General features: G+C 41.6%; 17 protein-coding genes. 7 read left to right on the forward strand and 10 right to left on the reverse strand.

Going from position 1 to position 23,186, the window contains the following annotated elements; genetic code table 11:
- Positions 1–18 precede the first annotated feature (18 nt).
- Entirely contained in the window at positions 19–2,013 is a 1,995-nt protein-coding gene (locus EGC86_RS04495) for an MtrB/PioB family decaheme-associated outer membrane protein (protein ID WP_123776754.1), read from the reverse strand.
- A 14-nt stretch (positions 2,014–2,027) separates the two neighbouring features.
- Entirely contained in the window at positions 2,028–2,972 is a 945-nt protein-coding gene (locus EGC86_RS04500) for a DmsE family decaheme c-type cytochrome (protein WP_123776755.1), read from the reverse strand.
- Between the two features lie 456 nt (positions 2,973–3,428).
- Here EGC86_RS04500 and EGC86_RS04505 point away from each other — a divergent pair, with 456 nt between their 5' ends.
- Positions 3,429–4,223, forward strand: coding sequence for a Crp/Fnr family transcriptional regulator (locus EGC86_RS04505; RefSeq protein WP_123776756.1), 795 nt, complete (start codon positions 3,429–3,431; stop codon positions 4,221–4,223).
- Positions 4,224–4,373: 150 nt separating this feature from the next.
- Here EGC86_RS04505 and EGC86_RS04510 read toward each other — a convergent pair whose 3' ends face one another.
- Positions 4,374–5,753, reverse strand: coding sequence for a sigma-54-dependent transcriptional regulator (locus EGC86_RS04510; RefSeq protein ID WP_123776757.1), 1,380 nt, complete (start codon positions 5,751–5,753; stop codon positions 4,374–4,376).
- 3 nt (positions 5,754–5,756) lie between these two features.
- Positions 5,757–7,724, reverse strand: a complete 1,968-nt coding sequence (locus tag EGC86_RS04515; RefSeq protein WP_123776758.1) for an ATP-binding protein — start codon at positions 7,722–7,724, stop codon at positions 5,757–5,759.
- Between the two features lie 405 nt (positions 7,725–8,129).
- On the opposite strand from EGC86_RS04515, the gene EGC86_RS04520 reads away from it, so the two are divergent.
- Together EGC86_RS04520 and EGC86_RS04525 are read left to right on the forward strand one after the other, a co-directional pair.
- Positions 8,130–9,920, forward strand: a complete 1,791-nt coding sequence (locus EGC86_RS04520) for a flavocytochrome c (RefSeq protein WP_123776759.1) — start codon at positions 8,130–8,132, stop codon at positions 9,918–9,920.
- Between the two features lie 403 nt (positions 9,921–10,323).
- Positions 10,324–10,731, forward strand: coding sequence for a VOC family protein (locus EGC86_RS04525; RefSeq protein WP_123776760.1), 408 nt, complete (start codon positions 10,324–10,326; stop codon positions 10,729–10,731).
- Positions 10,732–10,933: 202 nt separating this feature from the next.
- Here the strand turns inward: EGC86_RS04525 and EGC86_RS04530 are convergent, their stop codons facing one another.
- The 3 genes from EGC86_RS04530 to EGC86_RS04540 all read right to left on the reverse strand — a co-directional run bounded on the left by EGC86_RS04530 (position 10,934) and on the right by EGC86_RS04540 (position 14,356).
- Positions 10,934–12,187, reverse strand: coding sequence for an OprD family outer membrane porin (locus EGC86_RS04530; protein WP_123776761.1), 1,254 nt, complete (start codon positions 12,185–12,187; stop codon positions 10,934–10,936).
- 65 nt (positions 12,188–12,252) lie between these two features.
- The gene (locus EGC86_RS04535) at positions 12,253–12,609 is read right to left on the reverse strand and encodes a cytochrome c3 family protein (RefSeq protein ID WP_011639108.1); all 357 of its coding nucleotides are present in this window, start codon (positions 12,607–12,609) and stop codon (positions 12,253–12,255) included.
- Positions 12,610–12,676: 67 nt separating this feature from the next.
- Positions 12,677–14,356: an FAD-dependent oxidoreductase gene (locus EGC86_RS04540; RefSeq protein ID WP_123776762.1), complete on the reverse strand. Its 1,680-nt coding sequence runs from the start codon at positions 14,354–14,356 to the stop codon at positions 12,677–12,679.
- A gap of 474 nt (positions 14,357–14,830) precedes the next feature.
- Here EGC86_RS04540 and EGC86_RS04545 point away from each other — a divergent pair, with 474 nt between their 5' ends.
- From EGC86_RS04545 to EGC86_RS04550, 3 genes are all read left to right on the forward strand, one after another.
- A complete protein-coding gene (locus EGC86_RS04545) occupies positions 14,831–15,556 on the forward strand; it encodes a FadR/GntR family transcriptional regulator (RefSeq protein ID WP_123776763.1) in 726 nt (241 codons plus the stop codon).
- 612 nt (positions 15,557–16,168) lie between these two features.
- Positions 16,169–16,678 (forward strand): tannase/feruloyl esterase family alpha/beta hydrolase, encoded by a 510-nt coding sequence (locus EGC86_RS21135; protein ID WP_281047809.1) that lies wholly within the window; start codon positions 16,169–16,171, stop codon positions 16,676–16,678.
- On the forward strand, positions 16,678–17,631 hold the full coding sequence (locus tag EGC86_RS04550; RefSeq protein ID WP_281047810.1) for a tannase/feruloyl esterase family alpha/beta hydrolase: 954 nt from the start codon (positions 16,678–16,680) through the stop codon (positions 17,629–17,631). Before EGC86_RS21135 ends, EGC86_RS04550 begins: the two co-directional genes overlap by 1 nt.
- 196 nt (positions 17,632–17,827) lie before the next feature.
- Here EGC86_RS04550 and EGC86_RS04555 read toward each other — a convergent pair whose 3' ends face one another.
- Positions 17,828–18,577 (reverse strand): DUF1499 domain-containing protein, encoded by a 750-nt coding sequence (locus EGC86_RS04555; RefSeq protein WP_245423096.1) that lies wholly within the window; start codon positions 18,575–18,577, stop codon positions 17,828–17,830.
- Positions 18,578–18,714: 137 nt separating this feature from the next.
- Positions 18,715–20,295, reverse strand: coding sequence for a nitric oxide reductase transcriptional regulator NorR (norR, locus tag EGC86_RS04560; RefSeq protein WP_123776765.1), 1,581 nt, complete (start codon positions 20,293–20,295; stop codon positions 18,715–18,717).
- Positions 20,296–20,481: 186 nt separating this feature from the next.
- On the opposite strand from norR, the gene hmpA reads away from it, so the two are divergent.
- A complete protein-coding gene (hmpA, locus tag EGC86_RS04565; RefSeq protein ID WP_123776766.1) occupies positions 20,482–21,663 on the forward strand; it encodes an NO-inducible flavohemoprotein in 1,182 nt (393 codons plus the stop codon).
- A 362-nt stretch (positions 21,664–22,025) separates the two neighbouring features.
- On the opposite strand, the gene EGC86_RS04570 is transcribed toward hmpA, so the two are convergent.
- Positions 22,026–23,183 carry a PP2C family protein-serine/threonine phosphatase gene (locus tag EGC86_RS04570; protein ID WP_123776767.1) on the reverse strand — a complete coding sequence of 386 codons (1,158 nt, stop codon included), beginning with the start codon at positions 23,181–23,183 and terminating at the stop codon, positions 22,026–22,028.
- Positions 23,184–23,186 lie beyond the last annotated feature (3 nt).

Raw genomic sequence — 23,186 nt, forward strand, 5'->3', positions numbered from 1 at the left:
GTAGTATTTACGATACGTTTAATGCAATTTGTAGCTAAATGACAACATCACTTGGTGTGCGTTATAGTCATGGTTTATATCTTGAAGTGTTATTAGTCCGGGTATACTTACAATCCCAATAGATGCAGCATCGGTATCGTAATAACGCTCGTATTGATAACTGAGTTTTAGTGCCATTTGTGGGTTTAATGCATAATCAGCATAGACACTGGCACTGTGGTTATAACTGTAATAGTCACCATATGGACGACTATCATCAACACTCACATTGGTATTACTAGTTGAATTAGCAAATAGATAATCCATACCTATTATTAATTTATCTTGCATTAAGCCACTATAATTAATCCCAGCACCAATATTAATAAACTCATCTTCTATATCTGAGTACCAATATGAATTGCTGACTTGACTACCGGCTTGCGATGAATTAATCCATTGCTGCCCAATAAACCCATAAGTATCAACATGGTCATTTATATGGATACTTATGTTTATGTCATAACCATAATCTTCTGAATCTAATAAACCGACATCCGTATCTTTATATTCATCCTTGGCATATCGAGAAGTAATATCGACATTCATCCAATCATTAGGTGTATGAGTTAATTTTAATTCATAGGCATTACGAATTCGGTCAGCCAAATAATACTTTCTTAACACAGCGTTTTCTTCTGAGGCTGTTAATATATCTGATTCATATTTAGATCCATCTCTACTAGCATACTCAGACTTTACATTAATATTAAACATTTCAAACTTACGGATATTTAATTTCGCCCATAAGGTGTCGTCTTGAGTTGTTTCACGTTCACTATAATTGCGAGTTATTTCTTTACTGTCATAACCTGCCTGCAAACGATAACCACTGGCAATTCGATAACTCGCATTTATGCCATAATTTTTACGTTCGTAATCTAAAGGTGTATTTTGTTTAAATGCACCCGTTAAACTATTGAAGTTATATTGAGCAAACTCTGCGGTCGAACTCTGATTATCTCGCTTGTTATAATCGATGTTGCCACCTAAGCGAAGTCGATGATTCATCATTGATGTCACTGCAAAACGGCCATCAGTAGTATTAACCTGACCGTCCCAGCTTTGCAGTGGATTACCACTCATTTGAATTAAGTTTTCATCTTGGATCATGCGACCCGTTGCGACACGTCCACTCATCACAGTCTGGTCAAAGCGGTAATTGCCAGAAAGAGATATTTGATGCGCTTGGCTGTCTGGTGAAGCAGCATAAACATCGTTTAAATAAGGCAAACTTAAGTCGCTTATTTTATTATTGTAAATGCTTCCTGAGTAACTCAATTCGCTCATCCAGTTATCGCCATTAAGACCTATCCCTGCATCCCATTGCGAAGTCGTCGCATTTATCGGTAAGCCAATATTGATAGGGCTAGGCGCAACGATACTGCTTGAGCTGTGACCGGTTTTCTCTTCTTGGCTGTAACTGATAAAGCTATTGTAAACGTCCTGGTTAAATACCACTCCGACGCCTAATTTCTCTCTTTCTAGCGCTAAGTTAAACGTATTAACATCAGTACTTGGAGTCAGCATTCCATCGTTATGCCACAACTGGCTATTTACATCACCAGCTTTAATCGTTTTAATTGCAGCGTAATCTAATACCACCTCATATAAGCCTGAATCACCGATTTGCAAACTAGCAAAGCTATTGTCAAAACCCAATTGATGTGCCGTTATTTTGGCTTGATAGCCAGATTTATTTTGGAACAAAATATCACTGCTTAACGAACCAATAGCACCATCTTCTGAAGTGCCTAATGTGTTGCCAGCATGCATATCATCAATGTCGTTATAGCCAAGAGCCACATCGAGATTACCGCTATAACCTGCATTATCACTACAACGGTTACATTCATAATTTCTGGTCTTTACATTACTGGTATTAGCATTACTAACACCAAAATTCGCTGCAAAACTGTGTCCAGATACCGCCACCAATATCGATACAGTAATAAGATTGATTCTAAATGACATAATCTTGCTCTCCATTAGCGTTGCAGCAAGCTGCCTGAGGGATGATTTGAACCATGTATTTGGCTGTGGCAATTCAAGCAACTTTTACCGCCGCCAAAAGCATCAATACCTGACTCCGCGACTACTCGACTAGCGTGTCCATCATTGGCATGACATTGCTGACACAATTGAGGAGCACGTTGCTTAACGAGAGATTCATTGACACTGCCATGAGGGTTATGACAAGTAACGCAATTCTCTGTTACTGGCGCATGCTCCCATAAGAAAGGCCCACGTTTCTCGGCATGACAGCTATAACAAGTGTCATTAACTGTGGGTTTAACTAACGCATTTTCACTCATAGAACCATGAGCTGAGTGGCAATCAACACATGTCATGCTGTTCCACTTTAACGGGTGTGAAGAGCGCTTATTCATGTCGCCTTTTTGGCTGGTATGACAGCTAACACAAGTGTCATTAACTGTGAGCTTATCCATAACAGGATCTTTGGCTGCATGGATCTTGTGACAATCTACACAGGCAACTTCTTCAAGATTATGGGTACTGTTGTGCCAGCTCATCTGCTGTGCATCGTTATGACACCCTTCACAAACACTGTTTTGAGAACTTACCGGCAACTTACTTTTTGCACCAAAAGCAATCATGGGCTCTTTACCGCCGCGATTATGATTACCTTGTGGACCATGGCATGCTTCACATTGCAAACCTGCCATTGGAGAAGCCTCTGAAATAACTTTGCCGTGCGTCCCCTTAAATAAGTCCATCACCTGTTCATTTTTGTTATGACACATAAGGCAAGAATCGGCCCCTTTAGGAGAATAATTCCCGTCAGTAAATTTTTGTTGCAGTGTGGTGTCTAATTGATCTGTGGTTAAATCGTCCCACGGTAATGCATGAGCACTTTGTATTACTAATAATCCGCAACCAATGAGTATGGCTAGTTGATAGAGAGTTCTCATTGTTGAATACCTCCTTAAATCTGAATTTTTTACTTTCATTTCATTGCCCGTAAAATAATTACTTTATTGAAACAAGTGTCTATATCCATTTTATAAAATAAAATCATAAACTTATGTAGCGCTATCGTTTCTATGCCAAACAAGACTAACTAGTAGGAGACTCTATTTAAAACTCTGTTAACATCTACAAATCACTTGAGCTCATTTAATCAAACCATCTTTGCAAATACCTATATATGGGTATAAACAATCGTAAATAACATGTGATTGACTTAACAGAAAACAACATCAATTAAAGTTATTAACTATCCATCACAACTTGAAAAAATGCGTGACGAATACCGCACAATATAAATATGTATGGAATTGAAATTATTTAATTACTATTTGGCTTTATACTGTGGAATATTCGGTTGGTGATTTATGTAATAAAAATTAACACTAAGGAGTGTTGATATGGCTCTAGTTATGTCTTTAAACTCTGAAATGAAAGCGAAATCTACTATTTTCTTTCCTGACGCAGCCACATCCGAAATAATGGATTTCATAAAAAAAAATGGTGTATTAAAAACCTTAAAAAAAGGTGAACTAATACCTAAAAGTATTTTACTTAATAACTTCATCTACTTAAATTCTGGACTATTATTTTATATAAAAAGAACTAACAACTTTACCAAACCTAAGTTTGTTAATGTAATCATCCCCAATAGATTAACTGATTATCATTTACTATTAGATAATAATTGTACTTGCTGCAAAAGTATTAAAGTGGCAAGAGATAGCCAGATAACTATTATCGACAAGTCGTTTATAAAAAATTTAATAAAAAAAGATATCGAACTTTTTACTCACTTTATGTTTAAAGCAAACTATTTTACAGAAAGGCAAACTGCACTGGCAATTTTCTTACTAACATCTTCACCAGAGGATAAACTCATTAAGTTTTTATTCGATATTTTGGTCGCTTTTAAAACTGAGTTTTCATCAATGTGGCTTACTATTGATATCAAACTAACGCGAGAAGAAATTGCTGACATACTTCATATTAGCGTCATAAAGTTAGACTTAATGCTGGGGAGCCTCAAAAAACAAGGCATGCTAACCAAAGAAAAAGGAATGTTTAGTATTAATACGGCATTATTTAATGAACTTTCTCCATGTCCTTTAGGTCGAGAAGATGCGCAAGGATGCAAATCGAATAACATGTTAAAATTTAAACCCAAAAATATGATTGAAATCAATAATCAATAGCAGGAAGCCAGTAACTAGAAGCTAGTATTCAGTGCTTAGAGATTCGAAACGTCTAATGCAGCGTTACACAAAAGTCACTGCTAGAAACACATTAACAAGACCTGCACTCAGTCGCCGCTATATGTTAACTAAACTACATAATATTCAGCTCTAATGTCCCTTCAACCGCCTGCTTAATGCACTTTGGCTAATTCCCAATATTTGCGCTGCCGCTGTTTGGTTGTTAGCTGTACGGCTCATGGCTTCGTCCATTAACGCTTGGTTCATTTGGGCAATGGTGGGCAGTTGTTTAGGAAAGATAATTCGGTCTTGCGGTACTGCCGTTAATGATTTGTGTTCATTAATGGCTTCCATAAAAGCAGAGGTGTTAAGCGCTATGCCATCACTGCGACTAACGGCATCAAATACCATGCCTTTGAGCTCGTGTAGATTACCGGGGAAATCATAACTGGCTAGTCTAGAGGCTAAATCTGCAGGTTGAATCGGCGCTGGTAAATTCATTTCTGCTGCGGCTAGGGCGATGAAATGATTGATCAACATAGCAATATCTAACTGCCTTTCAGCTAATGGCGGTAATTTAATTTTATGTGCCCGTAAACGGTAGAGTAGATCGCTCCTAAACTTACCTGCTTGATGAAGTTTGAGTAAATCATCTTGAGTTGATACCACAAACTTACATTTTACCGGATAGGCAGTGTCGCTACCTAAAGGGTAATATTGTTTGCTTTCTAACAGCGCTAATAACTTAACTTGGGCATCCAATGGTAGCGTGCCAATTTCATTCAGATAGAGTACCCCACTGCCCACTTGATGCAATAAACCTGCAACTGCTTCTAGCTCGCCATTATTGTGATGATACAGTTGACCACACATTTTTTGCTCAAATGACTCACAACTAATACCAGCAAGATTAATGCTAACGAAGGGTTCATTTGGGCTATAAAGTGCATGGCAAGATTTAGCGAACTCGCTTTTACCAGTTCCGCTAGCGCCATAAATTAACAAGGGCTCAGGGCTACATGATACGGCTTCAAGATAACGAAACTGATCTAATAGCTGTGGCTCGCAAGTTAACATGTTATTGAATGCTTGCGGGTTATCTAAGGTTCGGCTTAAAAATTTCTCTTTGATATAAAGGTAGTTTCTTTCAAGTCCGACCACTTCAAGTGCACGGCGAACTGTTCGTGCAAGTTCATCGACATTGTCTGTTTTAATAAAGTAGTCATAAGCACCATTCTTAATACAACGAACTGCAGTATCAACCTCATTTACCCCAGTCACTATAATGACTCGAGTGTTAGGGAAATCGCTGCGGATCATCGCTAATAATTCTTCACCAGAGTGAAATGGCATAGTGAGATCGACTAACACTAGCGCATAGTCGCCAACCTGTAAGCGACTACTCACCTGGCGACTGTCGACACAAGTGTCAATTTCAGCTTCGGGAACTAGGCGGTTCAGGGTTATCGCGAGTGTTCGTAACCATGCAGCTTCGTCGTCGATTAACAGAATATTTCTGGCTAGTTTCATGGGCTAATCCTGTTGTGCTAATGCAAAAATAAGTCGAATTTGCGTGCCTTTGCCTAAGGTAGACTGAATCTGCATTTCGCCTTGATGTTCTTTAATTATTTTACTGCACACCGATAACCCTAAGCCGCTACCACCTTCGTTGCGCCTCGTGGTGAAAAAGGGTTCGGTAATACGCTTTAATGTGGCACTGTCCATCCCGCAGCCATTGTCTTTGATACTGAGTATGGCCATGTTGTTTGCAACATGTGTGTCTATCACTATTATCCCTGGCTGGGTTGAGCAAGCATTACACGCATTTTGAATGAGGTTAATTAACACCTGATGTAACTGTTGAGCATCGCCTGTAATGCAAGGGCTAGGATCACATAACATGGTGCTGATCTGGTGAGATTTTGTTTGATTCGCGGTGAGACGCTGGGCCACTTGAACCACATCATTTAAGCTCACTCGGGTATATTGGTCGGCAATATGCGGCATGGCGTAACGCTTTAGGTCATTAACAATTCGACTGATACGTTTAGCACCCTCTTCTATAGAGCCACAACTATACTGTAACTCTTCAATAGCAATGTCTGGGTTTAGCCCTGCAATAAGCCAGAAAGGATTTTGTTTCTGATAGTGCTTAGCGGCAGGCGTTAAGTCTTTCATGGCTGCGGTAAATAGTGATACTGCATGTACAATAAGGCCGGTTGGATTATTGATTTCATGGGCAATTCCCGCAGACAACTCTCCCAATGAAGCTAAACGACTGGCTTCTTCATTAGCTTGGCGTAATCGATGCTGCTCGGTTGATTCTTCAAGTAGAATCACCACCTGATTGTTGGCAATGGGATGAATTTGTAATTGCCAAAATTGCTGCTGATACCGCATATCGGCAGTAAACGACTTTTGAGTCGACAACACCTCCAATACTGCGGCTTTAAGCTTAAAAACATTGTTGTCGACATAGTAAAATTCATCTGAATCTAACAGGTGAATATTGTTATCGTTACTCCATAAATGCTGGAGTTCCTGGTTTACTATGGTCACGCCATTAGGAAGCCCATCAAGAACGGATTGGAACTGTTGTGACAACTCAGATATTTCAACTTCAATCCGCTTTCGTTGAATTAATTCGGCATCGAGCGCTTTAGTATGGCGGCGTAAACTAGCGCTTATAAACCCGGTGAAAATCATCCCAATAGCAGACATAATCGCTACTAAAATTGCGAGGGCAAACATGCGCTTTTCGGAAGAAGTTAAATCAACTTTTTCACGCCCGGTACCAAACCATTTATTAACCAGTTTGTCGTATTCGCCTGATAATTTTAACTGCCTAAGCGCCTCGTTAATTTGGTACATCAGTTCGGTTTTTGTCTCATTAGCGACAAAATTAAATGCCCCGTAAATTAACGCATCACTGGAACTTCGCACCGATGGATATAGCGGAAGTAAGCGCCGCGCAACAAAGCTCTCGGCAATAACCACGTCGACTTGGTTTTTTATCAGTAATTGAAAACCGGTTTCATACAAATCAACATCCACGCGGTCGAAATTTTGCAGATGGTCAGATAAAAACACATCAACAAAGGCACCATTTTTAATAGCAACCCGCTTACCAACAAGATCTGCCCAATTGTTTATTAACGCCTTACCCTGCAAGGTATAAGCTTTAGCATGGGTTGCATATATAGGATCAGATTGAGCTAACTTGCGATCCATGTTCACCGGGCTAACCACAGTAATCACATCGATATCGCTGTCAGGATCATGAACATCTTTTACCAATTGCTGAAAACTCTTTCGACGTACAATAATGCGCTTATTGGTCAGCTGGCCAATTCTATCCATCAACTCGATATTAAAGCCTTGATCAACGCCGTTATTCCGCCATTCTAATGGCGCTGTTTTTGAGTGTACGCCAAAGACAATGCTGTCTTGCGCGAGCACCGGCATAGTGATGATGATAAGTAATAACAATAGAGTTTTCATGCCGCGATATTACCCATTTTTTCCACTTGAAACTGTGCAGCATTACCCGAATTAGCAAATCATTATGTACGTTTTCTTATGATGTTAACTCGATGTGATCTATCTCCACATACACTATGCAAAATTGCATATACCTCTTTATAACTATGCATGTTTGCATAGCGCATTTTTAGGCTTGTGATTGAGTTGTCATTTCTACCCTCTATTCTGGTTATCTGGTTGTTGATTGCGCCCCCTTAGGCAAAGATTACATTGAGCGAAAATAATAGCTGATCAACTCGATGCTAATTTGGACCGTATTTTTAAAGTGAAGTGAAGTCAGTTTCACTTCAGCCTAACTAAAACAATAAGAGGCTTCTATAGTTAATGAATAAACCGTCATTACGTATAGAAGGGGGAGCAAAAATGAAAAAGATGAATCTTGCAGTCTGTATTGCTACATTAATGGGCACAGCAGGCCTAATGGGCAATGCTGTTGCCGCTGATAACTTAGCTGATTTCCATGTACAAAACCAAGAGTGTGATAGTTGCCATACACCAGACGGTGAACTGTCAAATGACAGCTTAACCTATGAAAATACCCAATGTGTATCTTGCCATGGCACACTAGAGGAAGTCGCTGAAACGACAAAACATGAACACTATAATGCGCATGCTTCCCACTTCCCAGGCGAAGTAGCTTGTACCTCATGCCACAGCGCACACGAAAAATCGATGGTGTATTGTGACTCTTGCCATAGCTTCGATTTCAACATGCCTTATGCTAAAAAATGGCAACGTGACGAACCTACTATTGCTGAACTGGCCAAAGATAAATCAGAACGTCAGGCTGCTCTTGCTAGCGCACCTCACGATACTGTTGACGTAGTGGTTGTCGGTTCTGGCGGCGCAGGTTTCTCAGCAGCAATATCTGCAACAGACAGTGGTGCTAAAGTCATTCTTATTGAAAAAGAGCCTGTTATTGGCGGTAATGCTAAGTTAGCTGCGGGTGGCATGAACGCTGCTTGGACTGATCAACAAAAAGCCAAAAAAATTACTGACAGCCCAGAGTTAATGTTCGAAGACACCATGAAAGGTGGCCAAAACATAAATGACCCTGCATTAGTTAAAGTATTAAGCTCACACTCTAAAGACTCTGTTGATTGGATGACCGCTATGGGTGCCGATTTAACTGATGTTGGCATGATGGGTGGCGCATCTGTTAATCGTGCGCATCGTCCAACCGGTGGTGCTGGTGTTGGTGCTCATGTTGTTCAAGTACTTTATGATAATGCAGTGAAACGCAATATCGACTTACGCATGAACACTCGCGGCATTGAAGTGCTTAAAGATGATAAAGGCACTGTTAAAGGTATTCTGGTTAAGGGGATGTACAAAGGTTACTACTGGGTGAAAGCCGATGCGGTAATCTTAGCAACGGGTGGTTTCGCTAAAAATAACGAGCGTGTCGCAAAGCTTGATCCTTCACTAAAAGGCTTTATCTCTACTAACCAACCTGGTGCAGTAGGTGATGGACTGGATGTAGCTGAAAATGCGGGTGGCGCATTGAAAGACATGCAGTATATCCAAGCTCATCCAACACTATCTGTTAAAGGTGGCGTAATGGTCACTGAAGCGGTACGTGGTAATGGTGCGATTTTGGTTAACCGTGAAGGTAAGCGTTTCGTTAACGAAATTACTACTCGTGATAAAGCATCTGCCGCTATCTTAGCGCAAACCGGTAAATCAGCTTATTTGATTTTTGATGATTCTGTGCGTAAGTCACTGTCAAAAATTGATAAGTATATTGGTTTAGGTGTTGCACCAACCGCAGATAGCCTAGTTAAATTAGGTAAAATGGAAGGTATTGACGGCAAAGCACTGACTGAAACTGTCGCGCGTTACAACAGCTTAGTGAGTAGCGGTAAAGACACTGATTTTGAGCGTCCAAACCTACCGCGCGCACTTAACGAAGGTAACTACTATGCAATTGAAGTTACACCTGGTGTTCACCACACTATGGGTGGCGTGATGATCGACACTAAAGCTGAAGTAATGAATGCTAAGAAGCAGGTTATCCCTGGCTTGTATGGTGCTGGTGAGGTTACTGGCGGTGTTCATGGTGCTAACCGCTTAGGTGGTAATGCTATTTCAGACATCATCACCTTCGGTCGCTTAGCGGGTGAAGAAGCTGCAAAATATTCTAAAAAGAACTAATCGATTTAGAATTCACTGACTCGCTAGTATCAGTAAGCCACAGTTCATTGCTGTGGCTTTTTTTATACGTCTATATCTCCATACCTATCGAATTAACCTCAACTAGAGGTAGAGATGAGAATAGAATGATAAAGATATTAAGCTTAGCCATTAACCGCTCTCAAACTTGTCATTTGTTTTACTAACAAGGCGAATTAACACGTCAATAGCTGGTCTATTGCAAGTCTTCTCATGTAAAAAATAACACAGTTAGCAAGGCAAAAGGCAGTTTTCGAGGCGTTTGTTATCCCGAGTTCTGGTTAATTAATGCATAATCGACGGCACAGATAATCTTGCATTAACTCACTAGTTGATTTACAACGCTCATTCACTGGCTAATTTACAAAGCTATCAAAGGATAATAATGAAACAGTCTATAGTTCACATCGCGCTAGTGGTGAATGATTACGATGAAGCCATCGATTTTTATGTCAATAAATTGAAGTTTGATTTGATTGAAGACACCTATCAAGCAGAACAAGACAAACGCTGGGTTGTGGTGTCGCCTCCGGGGTCAAACGGAGTGTCGTTGCTGCTAGCAAGGGCATCTAAACCAGAACAGCATGATTTTATTGGTAACCAAGCCGGCGGACGGGTTTTTCTTTTTTTGAATACCGACGATTTTTGGCGCGACTATAACCGCATGCAACTCGACGGGATTAAGTTTGTGCGTCCGCCTCAAGAACAAGACTACGGCACAGTGGCGGTTTTTGAAGATCTGTATGGCAATCTTTGGGACTTACTGCAGTTAAATGATAAGCTGCCAATATAGATAATTAATCCACAAAACTAGCCAAATCCTAACCAAACATTTGATTCCGACACATAGGGAACAAGCGTTTTTCATTTTATGCTGACTAACTAAACCACACATACTGCAAGCTAACTAACATAAAAAAGCCAGTTGGATATTCCAACTGGCTTAATCAAAACCGTCACTCTATTTCAGAGCCGGTATATGTGCTTTAGCACTATTACAAAGCAAATTTATAATAGACGTAAAAACGAGTGTCAGTTAAGTCGTCGCCAGTTGAGTAGTTAACTATGGCGTGACGCGCGCGTACACTCAGGCCGTCGACATATTTAGCCAGGTCGTACACCACTGAAAAGTCGGTTTCGTCGATGTCTTTGCTTGAGTCGCCATCAATTTCATAGCTAGCCCAGTTAAGATATGTGCTAACGCCGCTTAGTGCTGAGTCGGGTGAAAAATTATAAGCGAGTTGAGCACCGTAGCCGTCTTCGTTAGCACGTGATGACTGAACCACTTGTTGAATGATCACTTTTTCATCGCCAAATGGAGCCACTACGTCGCCATCGCCAGTGGTCACATACTTAAATGTGGCATCAAATCCGTTCCATTTCATCCCTAAATGGAAGCCTGCTTGGTAAGTGTCGAATTGTGCAGCGCTTTGGTCTAGCAGACCTGTAGATTCTTGTTTTAAATAAGACGGAATGAAATACCAGTTGGCGGCACCCATTTCACCGCTCATATCTAATTTAACATGATACTGGTTGTACACATCTTCCATTGAGTAGTACCACAAGCTAGTTTTAGCTTTTACCGACTCTAACGGTAGATTGTAATCTAAACCTAAAGCGTAAATAGGGTTGTCTTCAACATCGATGAAAACGCCCTTACGTGCAAATTCACCTCGGATACCATCAGCCACACTAGCAAACTCTTCGTTAGTCCAACCCATGTAGTCAGTGATATACAGTGCTGATACGCCCAAGTTCTCAATTGAGGTATTTTTAATACTGGCACCACGGTAAGTGAACGGGATTGATCTTAATGGGAACGGGTTCATCATAGGAGTGCGTAACTCTTGAGCACCAACGACTATTTTGGTGTCATACCAATTGCCGCTAACAAAGTATTCTTGTAAACGGTTAACTGATGTACGTTCTACCACAGAGCCTGGTGTTCCTCCGCCAACAAGTCCGTACAGACCATCATCGTTTGCATCCCAAATTGGGTTAGCTGAAGCAAATGAACTGCCAAAGCTTATGCCGTTAGCCTCACCAGAGCGCAGGTAAAAAAGTCCACCGAATGAGGTATCGCGTCTGTCTGTGCTATCTCCATCAAAATTACGTTGGAAGTCAAATAATTGAAATTGACCATTTACAGTACCATCATTAAATAAATTGCCCATTGGGTCAGCCGCAAAAGCCGGACTTGCAGCGAGACATGCAACAACCAAAGGCAGTAGTTTTGTTTTCATCATCATTTTTCTCATCCTAATTATTGTTAACTTTTCTTGTGGTCGAGATATTAAGGTGCCAAATAGCCGACTTATGGCACAACAAAGTCAAAGCGAAGGTGGCAGCTACCACAGTAGTTTTCTGACTTTTGGTGTACATTGTGACATTTAACGCAGTCGGTTTCGGTGCCAAAATGGCGATTTTCATGTGGGTTTGTTGGCTTAACATCCTTGGTTTTAGCTGCTAGCTTTTTAGTGTTGTGGCATGTCACGCACTTAGACATAGTCACAGGCTCACGCGTTTCAGCTTTACCATGGCAGCTAGCACATTTAAGTCCTTTAGCCGCATGAGTTTGATCCAATAAGGTAGTATTGTCAGCCATTGCAGTACTTGCGAAAAAGCTCAATGCAAGACAAAGCAAGGTGTTGCGCAGTGTTAATTTCTTCATTGTGTTATTCCATTATTCATTGGGGAAGGTGCCAAACATCAGGCATCCATTTAACTGTCTTTACGCCCTATAGCTTGGCCACGTACTTACCGGCTAAATAGCCAAACGTATAACAACGCCCTAGTGACAATCCGAATACAGTCAGTGGGTAATCAACGCCACCATAGAAGCCGCCACCTAAGTTACCGATAACGAATAAACCGCCAATTTTTTTGCCATCAGCATCAAGTGCTTGATGATTTTTATCGACTAGCATTCCTGAACAAAGGGTTGAGATACGCATGCGGCGATGAATGCCATAGAAAGGAGCTTTAACAATGGGAAGCATTTTTGCTGAAGGCTTACCAAAATCGTCATCTTTACCTGTTTTGCAAAGCTCGTTATAACGCTTAATATTGGCAACGAAGGTTTTAGGGTCACATTCAAGTTTTACTGCAAGCTCTTCCAAAGTATTGGCTGAGTAGGTATTTGTCTGAGATGCATACACGCCGATCTTAGGCGCTGGATCTTCAGGCATATAGATTTTCATTTCTTCAGGTGAGTAGAGTTTTCCAGGCCAGTCTTTAGCTTGAGTCATGTAATTTGAATCGAAGACCTGAGAGTAATTACCCGCATTTTCTGCATCACGTAGGTAGTTATTCATCAATGACATTTCTACCGTTTCATTGACAAAACGATTACCTTTACGGTTAACAGCAAGGAATGGCATATCACACATTGAAGCAGGACCTGCATCAAAATCGTGCAACATTTTGGTATGGCCAATAGGTTCAATTACGCCACCCGCCCAGTACGCCATAGAGAAACCATCGCCAGTACGATCCATTTGCTTGCGTTCGAAATGCTTTAAATCAGGAATGAAAAAATTACACATCGCTTCGTTATTCTGGTAATCACCAGACGATAAAATCACACCTTTTTTGGCTAGGTATTTGTGATACTTACCATCACGGTCTTTGGCAATAACACCGATAACTTTGCCTGATACATCTTGGATAAGTTGCTGTGCAGGCATATTGAAGAAGAATTTAACACCCGCTTTTTCAGCCACTTTAGCCAAATCACGCATGCCGTCACCGGTGGTATATGGCTTAGGGCCACAAAATGAGGTAACAAAGTTGAGTTTATGTTCAGTGACACCATGAATACCATGTTGCACTTTTGTGCCTTGGTCTACGATTTGCGCGCCACCTTTTTTAGCACGATCAATCACCCAAGAAACCGCCTCACCAGAGTTATACGCCCATTCTCTTACAAGTTCTGGGTGGCAACGGTGAGCGCTGTCACCCATAAGACGGTTTACCATTGCTTCTACGGCAGCCTTGTCGCTGTTGGCCAAATCAATACCAGAACCCGTGTTACCTTGAGACACGACAATCGCTTGTTTTTGCAATACTGCAACTTTAGCGCCGTTTTCTGCCGCAGATAACGCAGCAGGAACACCAGAAGCACCAGCACCAACCACAACCACATCGAACGTTTGTGTCGATGCGATCAGTCTGTCAGAAATCGGTTTCGGCTTAGGCATAAACTCTAACGTTGCGCCGCCATCTGAACTTTTAGCTGCGTTTTGGCAGGCTTCATCTGTTGCAGCAGAAGCCATTCCGCCACTTAGGCCGGTAAATGCAACTGCGCCAGTACCCACTGCAGCACGAGTTAAAAAGCTACGTCGTGAAATACCATTTTGCAGGACATTCGCGGTGTATTGACCGATTGCTTCCGGCTTGTTTGAATCATTATTACTCATTGTCATACTCCTTTTGCCCCCACCGTCACAATGGATACAACATCATTTACTGCGATATTGGACCCGCTCATAACCGTATAGAGCTACTGTGTTCTACTTGCATCAAAAGTAGGGCTCGCTCAGAAAGTGGGGAAAAGTCTTAATATGATAATGGTTAAATATTAACCCCAAATTCGATACGTTAAATGTATGACATATGATATTACTCATAAAGGGGTAGTTATTGCATCTATGGAGTAGATCTCAAAAAAATGAATTTTGTGACTTTCTAACAAAAAAATTACAAATCGCATCGACGGTGACGTAAATCCAGGATGAATATCAACAGAAAAGCGAATAATTGGAGTTAAGTCACACACTTATAAGTCGTCGTAACGCATAAATAGGGGCGTAGAAACATGGATATTTCATCAGTAAAACTATTAAGCATATGTATGAGCATGATAGAATATAGGCAAGAACAAACGTAGGACAATGAACTTGGTTAACTTTACCCCCGTCAAACAAATCAAAGCTTCCGATGAAATTGGAAACCAGTTAAGAAATGCTATTTTTGAAGGCAAGTATTTAGCTGGTGATAAACTGCCGTCTGAACGAGAACTCATTGAATTGTTTCAAATAAGTCGCACCGTTGTGCGAGAAGCAATTAAAGGACTTGAAGCGAGTGGCCTTGTAGAAATTAAACAAGGTGCGATGGGTGGTGCTTTCGTAAAACTGATGACATTTGAGCGACTGACTAATGTGTGTCAGGAATTGTTCACCATGGAAAAAATGTCATTCGCCGAAGTCTGCGAGGCACGATTACAAATTGAGCCTATGGTCGCGAAATTAGCAGCGCAAAACTGCACACCAGAAATGGCAGAAAAATTGCGTGAAGCATCACGCAATGAAGAACACATATTAGACTACCCTGATACCGTTTATTTACGTCAAAAAGTGCATTATATTTTAGCTGACATGTCAGGGAATCGTTTTTTAGCTGCTATCGTCAAATCTCTGTTACAAGTCATAAGTAAAGCTACAGCAAAATTTGAACCTAGCCATGAAAAAGTCCATCCAGCAGGGCTTCATGACGCAATAATTGCTGCGGTTATCGCGCAGAACGGATCACAAGCTGAAGCAGAGATGCGCAAACACCTACAGGAATTTACCCTAATGCTAGATGCTGTAGAAAAAGAATATAGATACACTGAAAAATAGCTTTTTTTATACCATACAGTCTTGATTATACGCAGGTTCATGTCTATTCACGAGCCTGTTTTTACAGCCATAGTCAAACAAAATTCCACCAAGATTTGCAGCATGATTACTCAACCCATGTACACAACAGCTAAGCCAGCCAAATGACCTTATCACATTACTAACAGCCTATTTATCCTCACCACAAACCGCGTAATTTTCTGTTTTGTCACACCAACTGCGATCCATTTCCCAACAATTTCGAAACTGAGACCTCTTCGTCATTAATTTCTTATCAGTATTTACCTAATAAAGCATATGTTATACGTTTGACATACTACCAATAGATATGGCAATAAGGATTAATATGAAAACGGAAAATCTATGGATTCCCTTAGCTTTGGCACCTTTGTGTATTGCTCTTTACGGCTGCAATAGGACTCATCCACTAAAACGGTTCCACTGCTTGAGGCCGCAACACCTGCGAGTATTATTAGCTGTGCCACACTAACAACTGAGTTTAATTATGCCGATACTACAATCACTAGTGCAGAACTTATCCCTGCGGGTGACGTGGAATATGCCGCAGGCGAAATCTACCCATCTCCGTCACATTGTTTAATCAAAGGGTTAATGAACGAAAGAACTGGTATAGGTATGGGTGGCGATGCCGACTATGCTATTGGTTTTGAAATGCGTTTACCGTCTGATTGGAATGGCCGTTTTTATTTTCAAGCCAATGGCGGCTTAGATGGTTCAGTGCAAAAAGCGGTGGGTCGCTTCCTTAAATCTGCAAGCAAAGATTCTGGCGCCCTAAAAAAAGGCTTTGCAGTCATTAGTTCCGACACTGGGCACGCATCACCTGCGCCCTTATTCGGGATGGATCCTCAGGCACGCTTAGATTATGGCTACAATGCGGTCGCAGAACTCACGCCAATGGCTAAATCTCTGATTGAAACAGCCTATGGTAAACAGCCTGACCGCTCCTACTTTGGTGGCTGTTCAAACGGTGGACGCCACACCATGGTTGCCGCGACACGCTATGCCGATTTATACGATGGCTTCTTAGTGGGTAACCCAGGGTTCAACCTCCCCAACCTGCTGTTTCGCAACTTTATGGCATTCAGCAATATTCAAGCCTAGTGAATGTTGATGCCGAAAATGTACTTACCTCTTTACAAAGTAGCTTCACCCAAGCAGAATTTGCACTCGTTTCAAGTAAAGTTGCACAACAATGTGACGCATTAGATGGTGCAAGCGACGGAATGGTACAAGATACTTACGGTTGCCAAGATGCATTTGATTTAGCGCGAGATGTACCAACTTGCCCTGCAGACCGAGATGGCACATGTTTAACTGCCGCGCAAAAAACGGTCATGACCAACATTATGTCTGGGCCACGAAATAGCAATACAGATGCAGCCATTTATTCAGACTTCCCCTATGACGCTGGCATGGGAACCAACGACTATTATAACTGGGAATTTTTCATGGCAATGATGAGAGATCCTGGCGCTGTGGCATTTATATTTTCAACCGCCCCCACCCCTTACGATTCATCGGAGCTCGGCTCATATGAATATGTGATGAGTCTCGATATGGATACCGATGTTGAGCGTATTTATGCCATTGATGACACTTACACCGAGTCTGGCATGGCGTTCATGACGCCACCAAACCCAACAGATCTGACGATATTACGAGATCGTGGTGCAAAAATGATGGTCGTTCATGGGACTTCTGACGCGGTATTTTCGCCTAACGATACGGTTAATTGGTACAAAGGGTTACAGGACGTTAATGAAAATCAAGCCGACGAGTTTGCTCGCTTATATTTAGTCCCTGGTATGAACCATTGCGGTAACGGACTCGCTACAGACCGCTTTGACATGCTTGACTCGCTTGTTAAATGGGTTGAAAAAGGCCAAGCACCTGAGAGTATAAATGCTGCTGTTCGTTCTGAAAATACTGAGTTGCCTGCTAACTGGTCCAAAACTCGCTCCAGACCGTTATGCCCTTTCCCAAAAGTGGCAACCTATAGCGGCACAGGCGACATGGAAGAGGCTACTAACTTTACCTGCGTAACGCCTAAATAATGAGCAGCTGAGTAATAAACCCCGAAGTAATAATGACAACAGGGCCACATCATGGCGCACCTAGATTGTTGAGCTAGATTGTGGCGCTAGATGTCCATCACTGGAATGCGTTTTGGGCACAGCTTCATTTAGAGGTAAACAAAAAAGGAGCATTTTATGCTCCTTTTTATTGGTTAAAACCTACCACTTAATTTATTCAAGACTCAAAGAACCGCTGACTAAATTCTTGAATACGCTTTGCATTCACTCCCGCATCACCAATGCCAATCCGCGAGACGCTGCGTAAATCAATACGACTGCCCTGCTCTAGCGAAGAAACAACGATAACGACATCATCTGCAAAATTGAAAAAAGGCGTTGTTGCCGTACTTTCAAAGCGCAGTGATTTTGGGTCTTGAGCTACAATGGTCCAGCCCATGGTTTTAGCGACATTTAATGCTTTTTGATAAGCCGCTTCTACCGATAAGTCTGACGCTATAGGCTGAATATTGGGAAAAGCTTGTCGTTGTTGTGCGGCAATCTCTTCTCCGCCATAAACCAAACTATTTTTAGCGCCAATGCGGCTGTCAGTTAAAAACTCAAACTGCGGTGGTGATTGAGTGTTGGTAGTAATATCGTGAATAGGTGGATATTTCACTGGTTTGATAACCAACGCCATAATGCTTGGCGACAATATAGCTAAGCCCAGTAATAGTGCTATTGTAGAGGTTAATATACCTTTGCCTTTAGCGTTGCTGTCTTGCTTAATAGTAAAGCTGGTACCTAATGCGAGCACCGCAACCACCACCACTAAATAACCTAACAGGTTATTGTAATTACGGCTGGCCATAAAGCCGACAATTGGGTCCCACAATCCCAATGACGAGCCAAGCACCATCAAAGCCGCAATCGCGACAGAGACGATGGCAACGATCAATGCGATATTGCCTATATTACGTTTTTGCATAACATCCATCCTTTAGAAGACCCTAATTAACCCAACTTATATTGACCTGTTTTTGTCGGAATAAATTTCTGTTCATCGATAATATATTTTCGCTCACAGGCTATTCACACAACCTATTTTAGGTTTATACCTTACGATTAATATGCCGCATTTGGATCAAGTCCTAAACGACGCATTGTGCGAATTAAGTTGCTTCTATCCAGCTGTAAACGTCTGGCGACAGCGGCTAAATTACCTCGTTCTGTCACTAATACCGTCTGTATTATTTGTCGTTGGTACTCATCGGTAGAATCGCGTAGTCCAAGGGTTAACACCTGCGATAATGCGGCTGCGGCATTACTATCGTTGATAATATCAACCTCGGCTATTGCTGGTGCGACAGAATGGTTCACAACAAACTCGGAACCGAGATGAACACGGCTAATGCTAATAATGCTGGCATGACGCCCTTGCTCGCTAATAGCCCTTAACGCAGCACGGCTGAGTAAGTGTTCTAACTCGCGCACATTGCCTGGCCAATGGTATTGGGTTAACTGATCAATCGCTGTTTGTTGCAATCTTAGTTTCGCGACGCCAAGCTGATGTTGGCTTTTTTCTAAAAAATAGCCTGCCAGTAAAATAACGTCTTTACCACGCTCGCGTAATGGTGGCACAGGTAAAGGATACACACTCAAGCGATGATATAAGTCAGCCCTAAAGCGACCTTCTTTGACTTCTAACTGTAAATTACGGTTAGTTGCGGCAACAATTCTGACATCCACTACGATGATGTTATCGCTGCCGACACGTTGAATTTCACCATTTTGCAGCGCGCGCAACAACTTAGCTTGCACGGCAAGCGGCAACTCACCCACTTCGTCTAAAAATAACGTCCCACCATCGGCTAATTCAAAGCGGCCACGACGATCACTTACCGCACCAGAATACGCGCCTTTTACATGGCCAAAGAGTTCACTTTCAACAATGCTTTCTGGCAATGCAGCACAGTTAATTTGCACTAGCGGTTGCTCACTGCGACGTGATTGCTGATGAATACTTTTGGCAACCAGCTCTTTACCCACACCAGTTTCGCCAGTGATTAATACTGATAGATCACTGGCAGCAACGGTATTTATCTCTGACAATAAATCCGTAATTGCGACACTGTTACCAATAATACTCGACGGGCCAGCAGTCGCTAACATGCACTGCGCCACTTGATGATTACGTTCCACTTGAGCTTCTAACGCTTCAATATGTTCACTGGTACTAATCGCAGCGGCCACAGCTGCAATATAAGCACGGGTTTCGGTTGGGTTAAGCGAATCAAAGCTACCGGCTTTCATGGCGTCTAAGGTTAAAACGCCCCACGCTTTACCATCGATATAAATAGTACTGCCCATACAGTCATGCACGTGCAATTGTTCACTGCCATCATCGACTAAACCGTCGTAGGGATCGGGCAGCGTTGAGTCGGCATCAAAGCGGGTAATATGTGGGTTAGCTAAAATTTGCTGTAAGCGTGGATGGTGGTTAATCGAAAACTGTCTGGCGAGGGCTTGCTGCTTTAGCCCTACAACGGCTACTGGCACTAAATGATCATGTTTAAGTTTCAACAAGGCCACTACGTCGCATGGGATAGCGCGCTGAATCGCTAAAATCAGCCGTAAGTAACGCTCCGATTTTATCAGGTCACGATTTAAGTCTTCTACAATGTCGATAAAGGGAACAATATTCATAACAAGTCAAATAAACCTAATTTAGGTTAATTTAACACATTTATTGATCTAGGTCAATTTAACCTTTATATAATTTTTATGCTTAAAATCAGCTGGATAAATGTTGGCACGTTATGTGTAATGTCTGCATATACAAGGTAATTGATTGAAGCTTATCGCTATTTTACTCCCTAAGAGGAATCACGAATGTTAGACACTGCAACTGTTCAAATTATTAAGGCCACTGTTCCCGCGTTACAACTGTACGCCAATGACATTACCAGCCATTTCTATCCATTACTGTTTGCACAGCATCCTGAAGTATTGCCTTATTTCAATCAAACTAACCAAGGTAAAGGTACTCAACCTAAAGCACTTGCTAACGCTGTGATTGCTTATGGTGCCAATATTGATGCGCTCGGTAACCTAAGCGAAGCCGTCAGTAAAATCGTTCAAAAGCATGTTGCATTGGGCATTTTACCTGAACAATATGACGCTGTTGGCAGTTGTTTAATACAAGCCATTAAAGCCGTACTCGGTGATGCTGCAACAGACGAAGTGATTGACGCTTGGACCAAAGCTTACGGCCAATTAGCCAACATATTGATTGCGGCGGAAGAATCAATTTATACAGCTAAAGAGCAACAACAAGGTGGCTGGCGTGGCGAACGTGAGTTTATTTTGGTGAATCGTGTGGATGAAAGCTCAGTAATTACCTCATTCTACTTTCAGCCATTTGATAACCAAGGGTTGCCAAACTTTGAAGCAGGCCAATTTTTGACCTTGGTATTTGATGATATTGACGGTGTATCAATGCGCCGTAATTACAGCTTATCTGACTCTACAGGCAAAGATTATTTAAGAATTAGTGTAAAGCGTGAACCTAATGGTGTGGTATCAAATCACTTACATAACAACATTCAGCTAGGTGATAAAGTGAAACTACGTGCCCCTAGTGGCGATTTCACCTTACGCAAAAACACCAAACCGTTAATTTTACTCACTGGCGGTGTGGGGATTACTCCTGCGATTAGTATGCTCAATACTGAAGCAGGTTCAGGACGCGATATTCGCTTTATTCATGCGGCCATTAATAGTGATGTCCATGCGTTTAAACACCATGTAGATCAACTTGCCTCAACATATGACCACATCAAGCCTTTGTATGTTTACAGCCAGCCAGAACAACATTGCCAGCCTCATGCCACTGGATTCATTGACGCATCATTGATTGCAGAGCAGTTACCAGCAGACCGCGATGTAGAATTCTATCTGCTTGGCCCTACTGGTTTTATGAAAGCAGCATTGGCCATTGCCACCAGCTTAGGCGTACCAGCAAGCCAAATTCATTATGAATTCTTTGGTCCAGCTGAAGCATTAACCGCTTAATAGGCCAACAAACAAAAGCCCTGACCATAAAGTCAGGGCTTTTTTTAAACTGTAGAGTTTTAATCTACAAATTTAAATATAATGTGAATTAGAACGGAATATCATCATCCCACCCGTTATTCAGCTGGCGATTGCATTCGTTAACAATGTCGAGTGAATGAGCTTAAATAACCTGAGCTCGGGATAATAAACGCCTTTCAAACAACCCTTTGTCCTGCTAACTGTGTTGAATCGACTTACAATAGGCTAGCTATTGACGCGTCAATTCGCCTTGTTAGCATAACAAATGACAAGCTTGAAAGTGAGCTTGGTTAACATGCTGATTTTAAATAGCTAAGTTCATCCCTTATCCCGAGTTCAGCTTAAATAAACTGGATTGCGCACATGGTCAAATCATCCTGAAATTCAGAAAAACCACAAAACTTTTTCATTTTCTGCTCAAGATATTCTAGCATCGCCTCGGGTTCGTCGGGTGCTGCGCTGATGGCTTTTTCTAAGCGATCGAAACCAAATAATTCTTTGTGAGCATTTTGCGTTTCAATGACCACATCGGTATACACAAACAAGATATCACCCACATCAACACTGACTCGGTAAGTATCCCAATTTTGCTCACGCAGCACCCCAATAGGAATGCCGCCTTGATCTAGGGCAACCAGCCTGTTGGCTTTTTTCAAATAAGCATGAGGATGACCTGCATTAGCATAAATCAGTTCTTTTTCGTTGAAATTATAACGTAATACTGTGGCGGTTAAAAAACTGCCGCGTGGCTTTTTAGTGAAGAAATGCTGATTGATATAATTAAGTACTTCAGAAGAACTACTGCTTAAATCTTTCGGTTCAAAGGTGCGTAAGATAGCATCTATCATTGCCGTTTCTACAGCAGCAGCAGGGCCATGGCCCGATACGTCGGCAATAATCATTCCGATATCGCCTTGGGCTTCAGGGCGAGTTTTGCCAAGATCGACAATGTCTAAATAATCGCCGCCAGCACCTTTCATCGCTTTATAGGTATAAGCCATTTTGACAGAACTGAGTTCGATATTTTTGTCTGGCAACATCAACTGTTGTAAGCGTGAAATTTCCTCTATCTCGTCGCGGATCCACACTTGGGCAGCATTAAGTTGCGATGAGGCTTCGGAAAACTGAAAACTTTTTAACTGATACAAAAGCTTAAAATACAACGAGCTAACATGCTGAGATTCAGTTCCTTCAGGTAAATCGAGCAGAATGATACAGTCAAATAAGCTCGATTCTTTACAAAATGGCAATGCCCAACACACTTTACCATCGTCATTTAATGGCAAAATTTCTGCAATACTGTGTTGAAACGACAATGCTTGAAATTGTTGATAGAGCCTACTGTAATGCTCATCGCACAAGGATGAAAAATTACAACTAACTTGGCCGTTTTTTTTAATTAAGTAATAATGGAACTCACTTAATGTGACCGCCAAATTGGTTTTAAACCATAATGTTTCATCAATAATGCTGTTAGCTAGCGCTCTGTCTATGTTCAAGGG

Source organism: Shewanella frigidimarina, from assembly GCF_003797125.1.
Lineage (GTDB): Bacteria > Pseudomonadota > Gammaproteobacteria > Enterobacterales > Shewanellaceae > Shewanella > Shewanella frigidimarina.